General features: G+C 59.9%; 15 protein-coding genes. All 15 read left to right on the top strand.

What is annotated here, in order from left to right:
* Positions 1-9: 9 nt before the first annotated feature.
* The gene (locus HF675_RS09470) at positions 10-804 is read left to right on the top strand and encodes a lysozyme inhibitor LprI family protein (RefSeq protein ID WP_187044486.1); all 795 of its coding nucleotides are present in this window, start codon (positions 10-12) and stop codon (positions 802-804) included.
* A 29-nt stretch (positions 805-833) separates the two neighbouring features.
* Positions 834-1,211 (top strand): T6SS amidase immunity protein Tai4 family protein, encoded by a 378-nt coding sequence (locus tag HF675_RS09465; protein ID WP_105231623.1) that lies wholly within the window; start codon positions 834-836, stop codon positions 1,209-1,211.
* Positions 1,212-1,274: 63 nt separating this feature from the next.
* Positions 1,275-1,655: a T6SS amidase immunity protein Tai4 family protein gene (locus HF675_RS09460; RefSeq protein ID WP_187044485.1), complete on the top strand. Its 381-nt coding sequence runs from the start codon at positions 1,275-1,277 to the stop codon at positions 1,653-1,655.
* 390 nt (positions 1,656-2,045) lie between these two features.
* Positions 2,046-2,399, top strand: a complete 354-nt coding sequence (locus HF675_RS09455; protein ID WP_160030670.1) for a hypothetical protein — start codon at positions 2,046-2,048, stop codon at positions 2,397-2,399.
* Positions 2,400-2,477: 78 nt separating this feature from the next.
* Positions 2,478-4,349 (top strand): type VI secretion system-associated FHA domain protein TagH, encoded by a 1,872-nt coding sequence (gene tagH / locus HF675_RS09450; protein ID WP_187044484.1) that lies wholly within the window; start codon positions 2,478-2,480, stop codon positions 4,347-4,349.
* Positions 4,349-5,122, top strand: a complete 774-nt coding sequence (locus HF675_RS09445) for a PP2C family serine/threonine-protein phosphatase (RefSeq protein ID WP_105231628.1) — start codon at positions 4,349-4,351, stop codon at positions 5,120-5,122. Before tagH ends, HF675_RS09445 begins: the two co-directional genes overlap by 1 nt.
* Positions 5,123-5,148: 26 nt before the next feature.
* Positions 5,149-6,150, top strand: coding sequence for a type VI secretion system-associated protein (locus HF675_RS09440; protein WP_105231629.1), 1,002 nt, complete (start codon positions 5,149-5,151; stop codon positions 6,148-6,150).
* A gap of 17 nt (positions 6,151-6,167) precedes the next feature.
* A complete protein-coding gene (locus HF675_RS09435; protein WP_105231630.1) occupies positions 6,168-6,989 on the top strand; it encodes a type VI secretion system accessory protein TagJ in 822 nt (273 codons plus the stop codon).
* A gap of 1 nt (position 6,990) precedes the next feature.
* On the top strand, positions 6,991-7,569 hold the full coding sequence (locus tag HF675_RS09430; protein ID WP_105231631.1) for a type VI secretion system baseplate subunit TssE: 579 nt from the start codon (positions 6,991-6,993) through the stop codon (positions 7,567-7,569).
* Positions 7,570-7,573: 4 nt separating this feature from the next.
* Positions 7,574-9,460: a type VI secretion system baseplate subunit TssF gene (gene tssF, locus HF675_RS09425; protein ID WP_105231632.1), complete on the top strand. Its 1,887-nt coding sequence runs from the start codon at positions 7,574-7,576 to the stop codon at positions 9,458-9,460.
* Positions 9,457-10,527 carry a type VI secretion system baseplate subunit TssG gene (gene tssG / locus HF675_RS09420; protein WP_187044483.1) on the top strand — a complete coding sequence of 357 codons (1,071 nt, stop codon included), beginning with the start codon at positions 9,457-9,459 and terminating at the stop codon, positions 10,525-10,527. The genes tssF and tssG overlap by 4 nt, the downstream gene beginning before the upstream one ends.
* An 84-nt stretch (positions 10,528-10,611) precedes the next feature.
* Positions 10,612-13,320, top strand: coding sequence for a type VI secretion system ATPase TssH (gene tssH / locus HF675_RS09415; RefSeq protein ID WP_105231634.1), 2,709 nt, complete (start codon positions 10,612-10,614; stop codon positions 13,318-13,320).
* A gap of 46 nt (positions 13,321-13,366) precedes the next feature.
* A complete protein-coding gene (locus HF675_RS09410) occupies positions 13,367-14,803 on the top strand; it encodes a serine/threonine-protein kinase (protein WP_105231635.1) in 1,437 nt (478 codons plus the stop codon).
* A 119-nt stretch (positions 14,804-14,922) separates the two neighbouring features.
* Positions 14,923-16,860, top strand: coding sequence for a type VI secretion system Vgr family protein (locus tag HF675_RS09405; protein ID WP_187044482.1), 1,938 nt, complete (start codon positions 14,923-14,925; stop codon positions 16,858-16,860).
* Complete coding sequence (locus HF675_RS09400) at positions 16,857-17,294, top strand: DcrB-related protein (protein WP_105231637.1); 438 nt, start codon at positions 16,857-16,859, stop codon at positions 17,292-17,294. Before HF675_RS09405 ends, HF675_RS09400 begins: the two co-directional genes overlap by 4 nt.

Raw genomic sequence — 17,294 nt, 5'->3', positions numbered from 1 at the left:
TAATACCTAATGAATTCATTAGAATTACTAGCCTGCGGATTTATACTTTCTTTCAGCGTATGTGCTGCGGACAAAAACAATAATACGTCAATAGTCTCCCCTATTGAAGGTCAATGGCAAGTTAACCAGGCAAATATCAATAACGATGCCACACGTACGCTTAGTTATCAGTTTAACGATCCGCGACTAGTCGGTAGAGTCATTACTATTAGCAATAATAAAATCCAAACAAACTTGCCAGAAGGCAGTAACTGTCTCACCCCAAAACTTGCTGAAAAGACAATCAGCCTTGACCAATATATTACCGACACGATGGGCGGCGAACACACCATCACGGCTAAAAGCTATGAATTAAACGAGGATGGTAACAAGCATGTTTTGGCCCAAGAAATAACTTGTGCCTCAGGCTCATTCGGCCCTGCCGACAACGCCATGAATGCCCGCATTGCCGTACTCAACGCAAATAAATTACTGGTCAATTGGTATGATGGTTCGTTATTGCAGCTTAACAGGTTGCCTGCAAACCCTAAACCCGTTGCCTCATTCGAGTGCTCTAATGCTAAAAGCAACGTTGAGAAAGCGATATGTTCGGATTTTAATTTAGCCGCTTATGATAAAAGTGTCGCTCGTGCCTGGTTGCTGGCTAAAAAACAATCCAACAATATCGGTGATAAAAACTTATCCACATCATTGATGAAATCACAAAAATCATGGTTACAGCAAAGAGATAAGTGCATGAATGACAAAAATTGTCTGACTGAAGCAATGTCGACTCGTATTGACTCACTTTCATCATATTGGTAAGGCTAAATATAACGTCTGAACATTTTGTTATGAAAACAAAAATAAGCCGCTTTCTATTTATCTGTTTTTTATTTTCTTCAAGTGCATCATTTGCAAATGATATGAAAATAGAAAACCTACCACAAAATAAAATATATGACAATTGGCTAATCAGTCGTTGCATCGGTGAATTTACTGACTCAGAAAGCACCCGGCAAGATGCATTCCGCTCTGCCAGTGCTTATCTTGAATTTAGTCAACTACCGATCGAGGCCTTTGACAGCAGCGAAGTGCTGATACATCAGTACCTGCAAAAAAAGAGTAGCGGTTCAGTGCCTGGAAGCTATAACACATTGGCCTGTCTTTCATTACCAACATCAGAACAAGCCAAAAGTATTTTCAAGAAATACGCAGTCATCAGTAAATAAAATAAACACTTTACGGTGGCGGTCAGCATGGGAAATGACAACGTAAAACATGGAAAGATAGTTATGAAAAATAATAAATTATCGTTTCTTAGTTGCCTTAGCCTGGCCTGTTTCTTCACCTCTTTATCTGTTTATGCTGCACCGCGATCTTACCACGGTGATGCAGTGAGCTATCTGAAGAATTACGCTATCAGCGTTTGTATTGCCAAAGGCTATTCGGCAGCAGAGGTTAAAAACGACGCGGCCGCAGCGGCAAGAGGCTATAGTGAGTTTGGCGAATACTCACTTGAGGCACATAGCGCGGTGCGCAGTCTGGCTCAACGGTTTCTTGCCAGGCATTATGACAGTATGTCCGGCGAATCGATGACGCTAACTAAGTGCATTGACCTCTATCACAGCCGGGAACTTGATAGCATCATCGAAAAATATAAAGACAAAAATTAATGGATTGGTAATGAACAATGACGTCACTATCTCCACCTTTAACTACTCATATGGATTTGTATTTTCATATTTTACCATCTCCATAGCGTTGTTTGTTTTACTTTTCCATTTAAATAAATACGTCACAAAAAAGCATAGCCATTCACTTTTTATTTTATCGACAGTTATTGTTGTTATTTGCGGAGCCGTGCAGTTCATTGTTTTTGGTGACGGCAATTACTTCTTTAGTCTTTTCTACCCCGTTGAACTTATCAAATACCAAGTCGTGCAGTACGGTGGGTTATTTTTTACCATCGCCTACTCTGTTCTACTGCCACGAAACACGTATTACAAGAAGCTAAAGAGTGATAGTAAAAAAAACCAACATAAAAACAAAAGACAAGGCTAACAATGACAACACCATTATCAACTTACCCTTACTCCTACGGATTCCCTGTTAGCTATTTTTTTATTTCCATTGCAGTACTGCTGGGACTCTACTTTTTACGAAAAAAAACCATACGCCTGCACTGGTTTCCGTTATTTATTGCGCACTTTGGCGTAACAATCGTCTGCATTGCGTTGCAAAGCGCCATCTGTCTTGATGGCGAAGCTATTTTTGACCACATTTACCCGGCTATCGACTTCCCCGATTACCCTGAAGTCTGGTACGGCAGCATATTCTTTATGGTCGCCTATTTTCTGTTACTGCCCCCTGTCACTAACTTTGAAGGCACGTCCGAAACACGGCAACCAAAACAGTAACAACCTCTTTATTCATCACTACCCGCAGCCATGGGCGTGAAAACAGTTTGCATCAAACCTAATCAGCAGGAATGCCTTATGCGATTTTCTATTGTAAAAAACAAAAATGGCCAAAACCCGCCGCAAAGCAGTTGCGACTTCCTGCCGCCGGGCGGCACCATCGGCCGCAGCGTGGACAACAACCTGGTTCTGCCGGATGAAGAACGCGCGATTTCCCGCCTGCAGGCCATTGTGCATATTTCCGCTGACGGCGAGTGCCGCATCACCAACCGTGGCAACGTCACCCGCGTCCTGCTGAACGACATTCCGCTGGAGCGCGGCCGTCAGGTGGAGCTGCAGGATGGCGATATCCTCGGTATCGATGATTATCAGATCCAGGTCAACGATCTGAATCAGCAGGCCGCGCCGGTGCAGCCGGCAGCCGCTGCGCAACCGGTGCCTCAGGCACCGGTGGCCGATGCCGCGCCGGCCGCCAAGGCAAACGGCGCCGCGCCGATCCCCAACGAAATCTGGGACAGCCTGGTGGAAGAGTTCACACCGGCAAGCGCCGCCGCGGCCGTACCGCCGAAAGCGGAGCCAACAGCGCAGCCCGACCATAACCCGCTGCTCGATCGGCCACAGCGCGAACTGAACCCCAGCGACCCGCTGGGCCAACTGGACGGCGATGTCGATCTGCACCAGCTGCAGCAAAAACAGACTGACCCGGCCGAACTGTTCAAAACCGACAGCACCTTCGAGCGCGACAATATCCTGACCGATACCACGCCGAGCACGCTGCTGGCGGAAAACCAGCCGAAACCGGCCAAACCGGAAACGTCAAAACGCCCGCAAGCGGCGGTGACGGAGAGCGGCAATAAAGATGAAGAGCTGGATCCGCTGGCGCTGTTCGGCGGTTCTTCCGCGCCCAGCACGCCTGGCGCATCAAACAGCAACGATCCGCTGGGGCTGCTGATGGGCGGCGCCGTACCGCTGACACAGCCGGAAGCAGCACCAAGCGTGGCCGCACCTCAAACGCCGGCAGCCCCGGTTGAACCGGCAAAGCCTCAGCCTGCACCGCAGCCGCAGGCAGCGCCAAAGGCCAAGCCGCAACCGCAACCGCAACCGCAACTACAACCGCAACAACAGGCTCAGCCAACACCAGCGCCGAAGCCACAGCCGCAGGCCGCCGCACCGCAGGAGCCGCCACGCGCGCAGCCGGAACCGCTCGTGCCGCCTGAAGCCGCGCCGCATGTGGAACCCCAGCAGCGTTCTCGCCCGGGCAACCGGCTGGGTATCGATCCTATCGCCTATCAGAACGCCCGCGCTCAAGGCTCGGCGGCGTCTAACGGCGACGTGCTGGAAGGCCCGCTGCTCAAAGCGTTGCTGCAGGGCATCGGCCTGGACGACCTACAGCCGCAGCCACATTTTGATGAGCAGCAGGTGCGTCAGGTCGGTCGCCTGCTGAGCCTGTTCTCTCAAGGCACCGTCGCCCTGCTCTCTTCGCGCTCTATCCTCAAGCGCGGCGTGAAGGCAGAGATGACCATGATTCTCGACGAGGCCAATAACCCGTTCAAACTGCTGCCGTCCGGTAAAACCGTGCTGATGCAGATGTTCGGCAGCCAGATGCCGGGCTTTATGCCACCGGAGCAGGCGGTGCGCGATGCGCTGATCGATCTGCAGGCGCACCAGTTGGGGATGATCGCCGGCATTCGCGCCATCATCGCCGCCATGCTGCAGTCCTTTAACCCGGACCGTCTGGAAGAAGAAGCGCGTAAAGAAGGCTCCGCGCCGCGGCTGGCGCTGCCTTCCAACCGTAAAGCGGCACTGTGGGACTATTTTGTAAAAAATTACCAGCAGACCTCGGGCGAGATCGAAGATGACTTCCATACGCTGTTTGGTGAAGCCTTCCTGCATGCCTATGATGTTGAAGTGAATCAGTACAAAGACTCCCAAACCAAACCGGACGTGTAATGAATATCACCATAGCCTCTACCTCTAATCAGGGCGGCCGCGCCTCAAATCAGGATCAGACCGGCGAAGTGGTTGGCAACCGTGCAGCCTGTTTCGTGGTGTGCGACGGCATCGCCGGTTTTCCCGGCGGCGAAGTCGCCGCCAAACTGGCGCGCGACACCATCCTGGACAATTTTAACGGCGAAAAACATCTGGATGCGCAGAGCATCCGCCAGCATATCTCGCAGGCGAATGCGGCCATCCACCAGCAGCAGAATCAGTCCGAAGAGTACAGCAAGATGGGCACCACGCTGGTCAGCCTGTTTATCGACCGGGATTACCAGCTGGCCTACTGGGCCCACGCCGGCGACAGTCGCCTGTACCTGTTCCGTCGCGGCTACCTGCACGCGGTTACCACCGACCACAGCCTGATCCAGCAGATGCAGGACGCCGGTTACCAGACCAGCGGCATCAACAGCAACCTGCTGTACTTTGCGCTGGGGCTGAGTGAAGAGCGCGACGCTACCTACAGCGACGTACTGCAGTTAGAGGACGGCGACGTTTTCCTGCTGTGCACCGACGGCTTCTGGCACAGCTTTACCCAGGCCGAACTGGAGCAATCGCTGCATATGGTCAACTCCCCCAGCGAGTGGATCGCCCTGATGCAGCAAGCATGGAAGAAAGACAACAACAGCGATAACTACAGCGCTATCGCCGTATGGATTGGTTCACCGCAAGAGACCACGCTGCTGCATTCGCTGGCGGATGCAGAACGTTTCCTCACGCGCGACTGAACCGCATAACACAGCTAAGGTTAACGATGAAATATTGGATGCCCGGTGTGATCGCCCTGATGGCGGTACCCGCCGTTCACGCGGCAAATTACCGGCTGGTGTATTCTCCCAGCCAGAAACTCGAAGTCTTTATCGACAACGTCAAAAACAACAAACCGGAAAGCTGGTGTGCGCCAAGCATCCCGCTGCGTATTGTTTCCGCTAACGCAAAGGACGCCGCCATCCTGGACGGCTTCCTGCCGCGGGTCGGCAGCCTGCTGGCGAAACAGTGCCCCAAAGTCAGCCAGTTGCCGTGGACGCTGACCGATAAGGCCGGCAACACGCTGGCAGCCGGCGATGCGCTGAAAAACCAGCGCTGGAAGCCGCAGGTTAAAACGGCGCCGCAGGCGCAGCCGGAAACAACGCCGGAAGCACAGCAGGCAACCGCCATGCCGCCGGCCGCGGTCGCCGTCAGTTCACCGCAGGCCGATGCCGCGCCGGCGCAGGTGTTCGAGCTGCCGAAAGGCTGCAAGTTCCGCACTTACTGGCAAGGCAACGACGCCGGCAGCGCGATGTTCGTACCTGCCGGCGGTAACCTCACCTGCCAAAGCGACGGCTGGCTGAGCGGCAGCGATAAAGTCCAGCTGCAGAGCAATGGCAAAAGCAGCTCGCCGACCATCAGCTTCCTGCAGGGCTACCCGCTGATGAATATTGACGTGGCCGGCCAGACGCTGACCGTGGTCAGCGCCAACCGCCAGCGCATGGTGCTGGCCAATCCGCAGGTTGCCGGCAGCTATTTGGTGCTGCCGTTTGACGCCGCTCAGCACGCCTGGTTCTTCAGCGGCACGCTGATTGCCGAGTTCCCCCGCCAGCAGGCCGCCGATGCCGATCGGGTGAAACAGCGCGTCGCCAAAGTGCGTGAAACCTGGCTGCCGCTGCTCAGCGCCTATCGCGAGCCGCTCAGCGTACGGCTGGTGGATCAGCTGGCCGCCGACCGGGTTGACCCGGCCAGCGGCAGTTATCTGACCGTCCAGAACGCCGCCCACTGATTAAGAGGTATTTTGTTGTGAAATCATTAACCGACGTATTGCAAGGCGGCTCCGTCAGCGCAGCCACCCAGGCGGTGGAAGCCGATATCAAAGCGCGCCCGGCCGACGCCGATCTGCGCGCCGCGCTGGTGCAGCTGCTGTGCCTGAGCGGCAACTGGCAGCGCGCCAAAGCGCAGCTGAAATCCTGGCAGGCGCTGAAACCGATGGCGCAGCCGACCACCCTGCTGCTGTTGCAGTCGGTCGAGGCCGAACTGCAGCGCCAGGCGGTGTTTGCCGGCCAGGCCGCACCGGCGCTGCTGAAGCAGGATCAGCCTTGGATCGGACAGATGGTCAAGGCCCTGCAGCTGGACGTCGCCGGCGACGCCGCACAGGCGCAGGCGCTGCGCGACCAGGCGCTGGAAGACGCGCCGGCCAGCGGCGGCAGCCTGCTGCTGGCGGACGGCGATGATGAAAAAACCGTCGCCTTCGACTGGCTGACCGACGGCGACGGCCGCCTCGGCCCGGTGTGTGAACTGGCGCTCAACGGCGTCTACTACTGGCTGCCGTTCTCCGCCATCGCCGAAATCCAGTTCCAGGCGCCGCAAAGCGCCATCGATCTGGTCTGGAGCCACGCGCTGGTGCGCCTGACCGACGGCCGCGAGCAGGTATGTCAGCTGCCGGCGCGCTATCCGCTGGCGGCAGACAGCGACGACGCCCTGCTGCTCGGCAAGCGCACCGAATGGCAGCCGCTCGGCGACAGCCCGCACTATCTCGGTTACGGCCTGAAAACCTGGCTGAGCGACAGCGACGAGTTTCCGCTGCACAGCCTGCGCCAGTTGAGCTTCGATCAGGACGCCTGAGATGAACGACAAGCACCTATGGGGCGCTCATAACGGCGACGATCTGCGCCGGCAGGGCTATCGCCAGCGGCAGGACAGCGAGCGCCTGACGTCACGCGACAAGATGCAGCCGGTGCTGCTCGACCTGCTGACCGATGATGAACCGCATAAAAAACAGGAAGCGCAGATCCGCAATCTGGTGTCGCACAGCGAACTGCGGCGGCGCGTGCTGCGCGATTTGCAGTGGCTGTTTAACTGCGTCAACAGCGAATCCAATCTCGACCTCGGCGATTTTCCTCAGGTGCGCCGCTCCACGGTGAATTACGGCGTCGCCTCGCTGGCGGGCAAACGAATGTCGGACATTGAATGGCAGGATATCCAGCGCGCGCTGACCGAATCGATCCTGAATTTCGAGCCGCGCATTCTGCCTGAAGGCCTGCAGGTGCGCTGCATCTCCGACACCGGCTCACTGGAGCTGCACAACGTGTTATCGATTGAAATCAAGGGCCGCCTGTGGTGCGTGCCCTATCCGCTGGAGTTTCTGTTCAGAACCGACGTCGACCTGGAAAACGGTCACTTCGATCTGAAAGACATAGGGTAAGGCGATGGACAGTAAACTGTTAGAGTATTACAACCGCGAACTGGCCTATCTGCGCGAGATGGGCGCGGAGTTCGCCGAACAGTACCCGAAGGTCGCCGGGCGTCTCGGCATGCGCGGCATCGACGTGGCGGATCCTTATATCGAGCGTCTGATGGAGGGCTTCGCCTTCCTGACCTCGCGCGTACAGCTGAAAATGGACGCGGAATTCCCGCGTTTCTCGCAGCGGCTGCTGGAAATTATCTATCCGAACTATCTGTCGCCGACGCCGTCGATGGCGATTGCCGAACTGCAGCCAGACAGCAGCAAAGGCGACATCAGCAACGGTTTTACCGTACCGCGCGGCACCATGATGGACAGCCAGACGCTGAAAAAGAACGGCATCACCTGTAGCTATACCACCGCCCACGACGTCACGCTGCAGCCGGTGCGGCTGGCCAGCGTGGAACTGGGCGGCATTCCGGCCGATATTCCGTTTTCCTCCCTCGGGTTGCAAAACCGCGGCTGCGTCAGCGCGCTGCGCATCCGGCTGGAGTGCTATGACACCGTCACGCTGAACAGTCTGGATCTCGACAACCTGATGTTCTACCTCTCCGGGCCGGATATGCAGGCGCAGCAACTGCTGGAGCTGCTGATGCAGCACAGCGTCGGCATGCTGTGCCAGACGGTGGAAGCGCAGCCGCAGCGGCGCGTGCTGGCGGATGACGCGCTGCGTCAGGAAGGCTTCGCCCCGGAACAGGCGCTGCTGCCGAACGACCTGCGCAACTTCGACGGCTACCGTCTGCTGCAGGAATACTTCGCCTTCCCGGCGCGCTTCCAGTTCTTCAGCATCAGCGGGCTGCAGCCGCTGCTGCGCAGCGTGCGTGAAGGCAAGAAAACGCTGCGCCAGTTTGAGATTGTGGTACTGCTGGACCGCCACGACGCCGCGCTGGAGCGGGTGATTGACGTCAGCCATCTGGCGCTGCACTGCACGCCGGTGATTAACCTGTTCCCAAAGGTGGCCGAACGCATCACCCTCAACGAAAAAAATCACGAATACCATCTGGTGGTCGATAATATCCGTCCGCTGGATTATGAAGTGTTCTCGGTGCAAAGGCTGGGCGGCAGCGCCAGCGAGAAACGCTATGAGCAGGAGTTCCGGCCGTTTTACAGCACGCTGAGCGAAGACGACGGCAACTACGGCGCCTACTTCTCGCTGCGGCGCGAACAGCGCACCCTTTCCTCTCACGCCCGGCGCTACGGCACCCGCACCGGCTATGTCGGTTCCGAAGTGTTCGTCTCGCTGGTGGATGAGCGCCAGTCGCCCTGGCACAGCGATCTCAAATACCTGACGGCCGACGTGCTGTGCACCAGCCGCGATCTGCCGTTGATGCTGATGCAGCAGGACCAGGGCAACTTCGTGATGCCGGACTCTATCCCAATCAAGCGGGTGTTCCTGCGCAAAGGGCCGACGCCGCCGCGGCCGGCGCTGGCGGAAGGCATGATCACCTGGCGGCTGATCAGCCAGCTGCAGCTTAACTACCTGAGCCTGATGGACGGCGATCCGGAACAGGGCGCCGCCAGCCTGCGTCAGCTGCTCGGCCTGTACGGCAACCTGAGCGAGCCGGCAATCGCCAAACAGATTCAGGGCGTGCGCAGCTGCAACCTGCGGCCGGTGTACCGCCGGGTGCCGGAGCCGGGGCCGATCGTGTTCGCCCGCGGCATCGCCATCGACCTGACCGTTGACGATCAGGCGTTCTCCGGCAACAGCCCTTATCTGCTCGGCAGCGTGCTGGAACGGCTGTTCTCACGGCTGGTGGCGATGAACACCTTTACCGAAATGACGCTGTCCAGTCAGCAGCGCGGTGAAATCGCCCATTGGCAGGCGCGCATGGGCAAAAGGACGCTGATATGAGTGAAAGCGTAACCGAACTGCCGGCCGGCGACGCGCCGCAGATCAACGCGCTGCACCGCCTGCCGGACGACTTCTGGCTGCGGCTGCGCGCCGCGCCTTACCGTTACGATCTGTTCCAGCTGCTGCGCCGGCTGGACGCTCAGGGCGGCCAGGCTTATCTGCTGGGGCGCGCCCCGCTGCCGCGCCATGAAATGCTGCGTCTGGGGCAGGAGCCGTCGCTCTCTTTCGCACCGTCGACGCTGGCCAAGGTCACGCCGCGCAGCGGCAGCCCGCTGCATGAGGTGTCGATCCTCAGCTTCGGCCTGTTCGGCCCCAACGGCCCGCTGCCGCTGCACCTGACCGAATACGCGCGCGAACGGATTTACCACCATCAGGACACCACCCTGACGGCCTTCGCCGACCTGTTTCATCACCGCCTGACGCTGCTGTTTTACCGCGCCTGGGCCGATGCGCAGCCGACGGTGTCGCTCGACCGGCCCGACAACGGCAGCTTTAATGACTACCTGTCGAGCCTGATCGGCAACGGCCAGCCGGCGCAGCGCCAGCGCGACAGCATCAATGCGCACGCCAAGCATTTTATGGCCGGTCATCTGATTCGCCACAGCCGCGACCCGGAAGGCCTGAGCAAAATTTTACGCGGCTATTTCCAGGTGCCGGTGCGCATCGTGGAGAACGTGCCGCACTGGCTGCGCGTCGACCCGCGAGAACAGGCGCGGCTTAAGGCCGGGCGCGGCGCACCGCGGCTGGGCGAGTCGGCGTTTCTCGGCGTGGCGGTGCGCGACGTGCAGCACAAGTTCCGCATCGAGCTAGGCCCGATGTCGCAGCAGGAATACGACCGTTTCCTGCCCGGCGCCGAACTATGCGAACAGCTGCGCGACTGGGTGCGCCAGTATCTGGGCATCGAATTTGTCTGGGAAGTCCGGCTGATTCTGGCAAAAGAACAGCTGATCGGCACCCAGCTCGGCGGCGCTCAGCGGCTGGGGCTCAGCAGCTGGATGGCCGCCGAACGGCGTCAGCACGACGCCGGCGATCTGACTTTCAGCCCGGAACCGCTGGAAGATATTTAGCAGGGCGCGCACTGCCGCGTCCGTCAATTACATCGATATGTTTAAAACGCAGGCAGGACTTGCCCTGCCCCTACGAGGAAAACCATGTCAGAAATCAGCCGCTCGGTACTCTTTGGCAAACTGGATAGCCTGCTTTTCACCTCCCTGGAAAGCGCCACGGCTTTTTGTAAGCTGCGTGGCAACCCTTATGTTGAACTGGCGCACTGGCTGCATCAGCTGATGCAGGCGCAGGATGGCGATCTGCAGCAGATTATCCGCCACTTCGCCCTCGACGAAGACCAACTGACGCGCGATATCGTCGACGCTCTGGATCGCCTGCCGCGCGGCGCCAGCGCCATCTCCGATCTGTCCGAACATATCGACAGCGCGGTCGAGCGCGCCTGGGTCTACGGCTCGCTGAAGTTCGGCGCGCACGCCATCCGTGGCGGCCATTTACTGCTGGGGATCCTGAAAACCTACAGCCTGCGCCATCTGCTGAAAGCCATTTCTGGCCAGTTCGAACGCATCAACGCCGATCTGCTGATGGACCAGTTTGCCGCCATTGTCGGCAATTCGTCGGAAAACGCTCAGGCACAAAGCGCCGCCGGCGAACCGGCCGCCGTGTCCGTACCGGGCCAGTCCGGCGGCAGCGTGTTGGCGCAATATGCGCAGGATATGACGGCGCGCGCGCGCAACGGCGAAATCGATCCGGTCAGCGGCCGTGACGAAGAGATCCGCCAGATCGTCGATATCCTGATGCGCCGCCGACAGAACAACCCGCTGCTGACCGGCGAGGCCGGCGTCGGTAAAACCGCCGTGGTGGAAGGCCTGGCGCTGCGCATCGTCGCCGGCGACGTACCGCCGCAGCTGCGCGACGTGCAGCTGTACCTGCTGGATATCGGCATGCTGCAGGCCGGCGCCGGCATGAAGGGCGAGTTCGAAAAACGCCTGCAGACGGTGATTGACGAAGTCCAGTCCAGCCCGACGCCGATTATTCTGTTTATCGATGAAATTCATACGCTGGTCGGCGCCGGCGGCGCGCAAGGCACCGGCGACGCCGCCAACCTGCTGAAGCCGGCGCTGGCGCGCGGTCAGCTGCGCACCATCGGCGCGACCACCTGGGCGGAATACAAAAAATACATCGAGAAGGACCCGGCGCTGACCCGCCGCTTCCAGGTGGTGCAGGTGCACGAGCCGGACGAAGAGAAAGCGCTGCTGATGCTGCGCAGCACCGTCAGCCCGCTGGAACAGCACCACCGCGTGCTGCTGCTCGACGAAGCGGTCGACGCCGCGGTGCGTCTCTCCCACCGCTATATCCCGGCGCGTCAGCTGCCGGATAAGGCCGTGGCGCTGCTGGATACCGCCTGCGCCCGCGTCGCGGTCAGCCAGCACGCCGAGCCGGCTCAGGTGGAAGATTGCCGCCACCGCATCGACGCGCTGCAGATTGAACTGGATATCGCCCGCCGCGAAACCAAGGTCGGCATCGGCGATCCGCAGCGCCCGGCGGCGATCGAAGCGCAGCTGAGCGAGCTGCAGCAGCAGCTGACGCAACTGACCGAGCGCTGGCAGGAAGAACTGGGGCTGATTGCGCAAATCATCGATCTGCGCGCCCGACTGCATCAGCAGGAAGCGGAACCGGACGACGACGCCACAACCGACAGCGACGCGGAAACGCCGGCGGAAACCGCCGAGGCGGCTGAAGCCGCAGAACCGGCGCCGTCGGCAGATGAACTGCGCGCCCAACTGGCCGTGCTGCAACAGCAGCTGGCTACGCTGCAGGGCGAAGCGCCGCTGATCTTCGCCGCGGTGGACGCCAATATCGTCGCCGCCGTGGTCGCCGACTGGACCGGCATCCCGCTGGGCCGCATGGTGAAAAACGAAATCGAAGCGGTGCTGCAGCTGTCCGACACCCTGAACGAGCGGGTCATCGGTCAGCGCCACGCGCTGGACCTGATCGCCCGCCGCGTACGCACCTCGCGCGCCCGGCTGGACGACCCGAACAAACCGGTCGGCGTCTTCCTGCTGGCCGGCCCGTCCGGCGTCGGCAAGACCGAAACCGCGCTGGCGCTGGCGGAAACGCTGTACGGCGGCGAGCAGAACGTTATCACCATCAATATGAGCGAGTTCCAGGAATCGCACACCGTATCGACGCTGAAAGGCGCGCCTCCGGGCTACGTCGGCTACGGCGAAGGCGGCGTGCTGACCGAAGCGGTGCGCCGCCGTCCTTACAGCGTGGTGCTGCTGGACGAAATTGAAAAAGCGCACCCGGACGTGCACGAAATCTTCTTCCAGGTGTTCGATAAAGGCTGGATGGAGGACGGCGAGGGCCGCCATATCGATTTCCGCAACACCATTATTATTCTGACCTCCAACGTCGGCACCGACTTAATCGCCGGCCTGTGCAGCGACCCTGACCTGATGCCGGAGCCGGAAGCGCTGAGCGGCGCACTGCGTCAGCCTCTGCTGGAGGTGTTCCCGGCGGCGCTGCTCGGCCGTCTGCTGGTGGTGCCTTACTACCCGCTGACCGACGCCACGCTGGGCAACATCGTGCGTCTGCAACTGGGCCGCGTCCAACGCCGGATGGCAGAAAACCACGACATTACCACCACCTTCGACGACGCGGTGATCGAACAGATCGTCAGCCGCTGCACCGAGGTGGAATCCGGCGGGCGTATGGTCGACGCCATCCTGACCAACACCCTGCTGCCGCAGATCAGCCATACCCTGCTGTCGGCCAGCGCCAACGACCAGCGCTACCGCCAGCTGCATATCGCACTGCAAAACAACGAGTTTATTTGTCAATTTCAGGCTTAACGCCCCGGCCGCCGCGGCGGCCAGTTGATCACAGAGAGTAGTCACTATGTCCGGAAACGGGATCAAAAAACCGAACTCAAACAGCCTGCCGATCGGCTATCGGTTCAACGAGTTTGAGATCAAGGAAGTGATCGGCGAAGGCGGCTTCGGCATCGTCTATCGCGCCTACGACCACCAGCTTGAACGCACCATCGCCATTAAAGAGTACATGCCGACCCAGTTGGCCCAACGCAATGACGATCTGACCCTCAGCCTGCGTGGCGAACGTTTCAGCAAAACCTTTCAGGCCGGCCTGAACAGCTTTATTCAGGAGGCGCGCCTGCTGGCCCGTTTCTCCCACCCGGGGCTGCTGCACGTGCTGCGCTTCTGGGAAGAGAACGGCACCGCCTATATGGGCACCCAGTTCTACAGCGGCACCACGCTGAAAAACTTCCGCCTGCAACAGCCGGCGATGATTGACGAGGCGTGGATCCGCCGGCTGCTGCCGCCGCTGTTCAGCGCGATCGACACCATCCATCAGGAAGGCTACCTGCACCGCGATATCTCGCTGGATAATATCCAAATCCAGGAGAATCAGCTGCCGGTGCTGCTGGACTTCGGCTCGGCCCGTAAAGAGATCGGCAACCTGTCCGACGAAACGGAAATCATGCTGAAGCCGGGCTACGCGCCCATCGAGCAATACACCGAAAACAGCGACGGCGAGCAGGGTCCGTGGACAGATATCTATGCGCTCGGCGCGGTGCTGCATACCCTGATCGTCGGCAACCCGCCGCCGGTCAGCGTGGTGCGCAGCATTGAAGACAGCTACCAGCCGTTGAGCGAACGCCGCCCCGAAGGCTACTCGCCGGAGCTGCTGCGCGTAATCGACCAGACGCTGGCGCTGAAACCGGAAGAACGGCCGCAAACCATCGATGAAATGGCCGAGCTGCTGCACCTGCCGGTGGCCGACGAAGCGGAAATCATCAGCACGCCGGCCGCCGCGCCGGAACCCCCGCTGCCGGCCAGCACTCCGGCGACCGGCACTGCCGCCGCCGGCAGCATAACCGTCGGCGGTATGACGTTCTCCCGGCCGATGATGATCGGGGCGGGCGTTGCCGCGCTGCTGGTGATTGGCATCATCTCCTGGCTCAGCAGCTCTCCGGACGACGCCGCGCCGACCGCAGCGGCGGAAAACGGCGCGCCGGCCGACAAGACGCTGTCACCGCAGCAAAGTGCGCCGCAGCTGGACAGCGCTGCGCAGGAAGCCGCACCGCCGCCTGCGCCGGTGGCGATGGTCTATTTCAAACTGCGCCCGGGTGAAAAAGTGACGCTGGACGGCAAAGTCCAGTCGCTGCAGCCAAGCACTAACGGCTTCGCCAGCCTGGATCTGGCGCCGGGCACCTATCAGCTGGAAATCCACCGTAACGACGATAGATTGCGCCGCCAACAGCTGACGATCGAGCATGCCGGCACCTGGCTGGTCGCGCCGACCGACGCCGGTTAATTGTCCCCTATTCCGGCGCCGTCAGACGGCGCCGTTTTACCTCCACGCGATTGACATCACTACCCCGGTCCAAGGCCACGCCGCCGTAACGAGGAGTGTCATTCACCAAGGATGTTTCTATGTTAGACCGCATCACAGCTTATACGCCGCTTGGCCCTGAACAACTGCTGTTTCGTTCTCTGGAAGGCACCGAAGCCCTGTCCACACCGTTTGATTTCCGCATCGAACTGCTGAGCACCGACGCACGTCTGGACCGCAAGGCGCTGCTCGGCCAGCCGCTGACGCTGGAAATCCCGATCCCCGGCCTGCTGCGCCCGCCCCGCTATCTCAACGGCAAGATCACCGCCATCGCCGTCAGCAGCGAAGAGATCAGCGGCACCCGCTATTCGGTGTACGCCCTGCGCGTACAGCCCGACCTGTGGCCGATGCTCAAGGATCGCAACTTCCGCATCTTCCAGGAACAGACCGTTCCGGACATCGTCAAAGCGCTGCTGGCCGAACAGAACATTCAGCTGGAAGACCAGCTGACCGGCGAGTATCGCCAGTGGGGCTACTGCGTGCAGTACAGTGAATCCACCTTTAACTTCATCAGCCGCCTGATGGAGCTGGAAGGCATTTACTACTACTTCAAGCACGAGCAGGACAAACACACCATGGTGCTGGCCGATAACCCGCACCATCACCAGCCGTTCCCCGGCTATGAAACCATTCCGTACCACGTCACGCCGTCCGGCGGCGTCACCAGTGAAGAAGGCATCAGCCAGTGGACGCTGGCCGATCAGGTGACCCCCGGCATCTACAGCGTGGACGATTACGACTTCCGCAAGCCCAACGCCTGGCTGTTCCAGGCGCGGCAGAACCCGGCTTCGCCGGCCCCCGGCCAGATTGACGTCTATGACTGGCCCGGCCGCTATACCGAGCATCAGCAGGGCGAGTTCTACGCACGCGTGCGTCAGGAATCCTGGCAGGCCGAGCATCAGCAGGTGACCGGCACCGCTACCGCGCTGGGCATCGCCCCCGGCAACACCTTTACGCTGATCAAAGCGCCTTATATGTCCGATAACGGCGAATACCTGACGCTCTCCGCCCGCTATACCCTGCGCGAAAACAGCTACGCCAGCGGCGATACGCAGGGCAGCCTGCACCGCATCGACTTCACCGTCATCCCGGCCGATGTGCAGTTCCGCCCGGCGCAGAGCGCGTCGTGGCCGAAAACCCACGGCCCGCAGACCGCCCGCGTGGTCGGCCCGCAGGGCGAGTCGATCTGGACCGACAAATACGGCCGCATCAAGGTGAAGTTCCACTGGGACCGGTTGGCCAAAGGCGACGACACCAGCTCCTGCTGGGTGCGCGTCTCCAGCGCCTGGGCCGGCCAGGGCTTCGGCGGCGTGCAGATCCCGCGCGTCAACGACGAGGTGGTGATCGACTTTATCAACGGTGACCCGGACCGGCCAATCGTCATCGGCCGCGTGTACAACGAAGCCAGCATGCCGCCGTGGGCGCTGCCGGCCGCCGCCACCCAGATGGGCTTTATGAGCCGCTCCAAAGACGGCACGCCGGACAACGCCAACGCCCTGCGCTTTGAGGACAAGGCCGGCTCCGAGCAGGTGTGGATCCAGGCCGAACGCAATATGGATACCAACGTCAAGAATGATGAGAGCCACTCCGTCGGCGGCCACCACAACTTTATCGTCACTAAAAACCATGAAAGCCAGGTTAACGGCGAATACCGCCAGTCGACCCAGTACAACCGCAGTGAACTGGTGGGCGGTGACTATGCGATGAAGACGCAGCAGCAGATCATGCTGAGCTCCGGCGAAGGCATCACGCTGGTAAGCGGCGACAGCAAGCTGACGCTTAATCCGAACGGCACCGTCTCGATTCAGTGCACCCAGTTTGAAATCAACGCCAGCGCGCAGGGCGAAATCAACACCGGCGGCACGCTGGATCTCAACATCAAAAAACCGGCCAAAGGTAAAACGCCGACGCCAACCCCGGCGGAGATCACGCAGGAAGTCGCCAAGGTGTTCAACAGCTCTTCGGAGGGCAACGCATGACGCAGCAGACCCGTTACGCCCTGTCCGAAGGCACCCTGACGCTGCCGGAAGCGGCGCAGGATACCAGCGTCACCATCCTCAAACTGCCGCAGGCGCGCGCCACGCTGGTGGTCACCCGCGCCTATGACGTCAAACCGGGACAGGAAGAAGCCTACCTGCAGCAGCAGTTGGCCAAGGTGAAGCGCGATATGAAAAAATTCAGCGCCCGCGCCGTGGAAGACAGCAGCTTCGGCCCGCTGCCGGCACGGGCGGTCAGCGTGCGTTTTGAAAACCAGGGCATCGCCATCGAGCAGCAACTGCTGGTCGTACGCCTGGAAAGCCACCTGATGGTGCTGACCTTCAGCACCAGCGCCGCCTTCGCCGCCGAGGCGCAGGCCACCTGGGAACAGATCCGCCAGGGATTTATTCCGGCCGGCAACGCAGCGGAGGCGTAA

Origin of the sequence: Serratia sp. JUb9, from assembly GCF_014298095.1 — a bacterium.
Lineage (GTDB): Bacteria > Pseudomonadota > Gammaproteobacteria > Enterobacterales > Enterobacteriaceae > Serratia_B > Serratia_B rhizosphaerae.
This window is presented reverse-complemented; position numbering and strand designations above follow the sequence as displayed.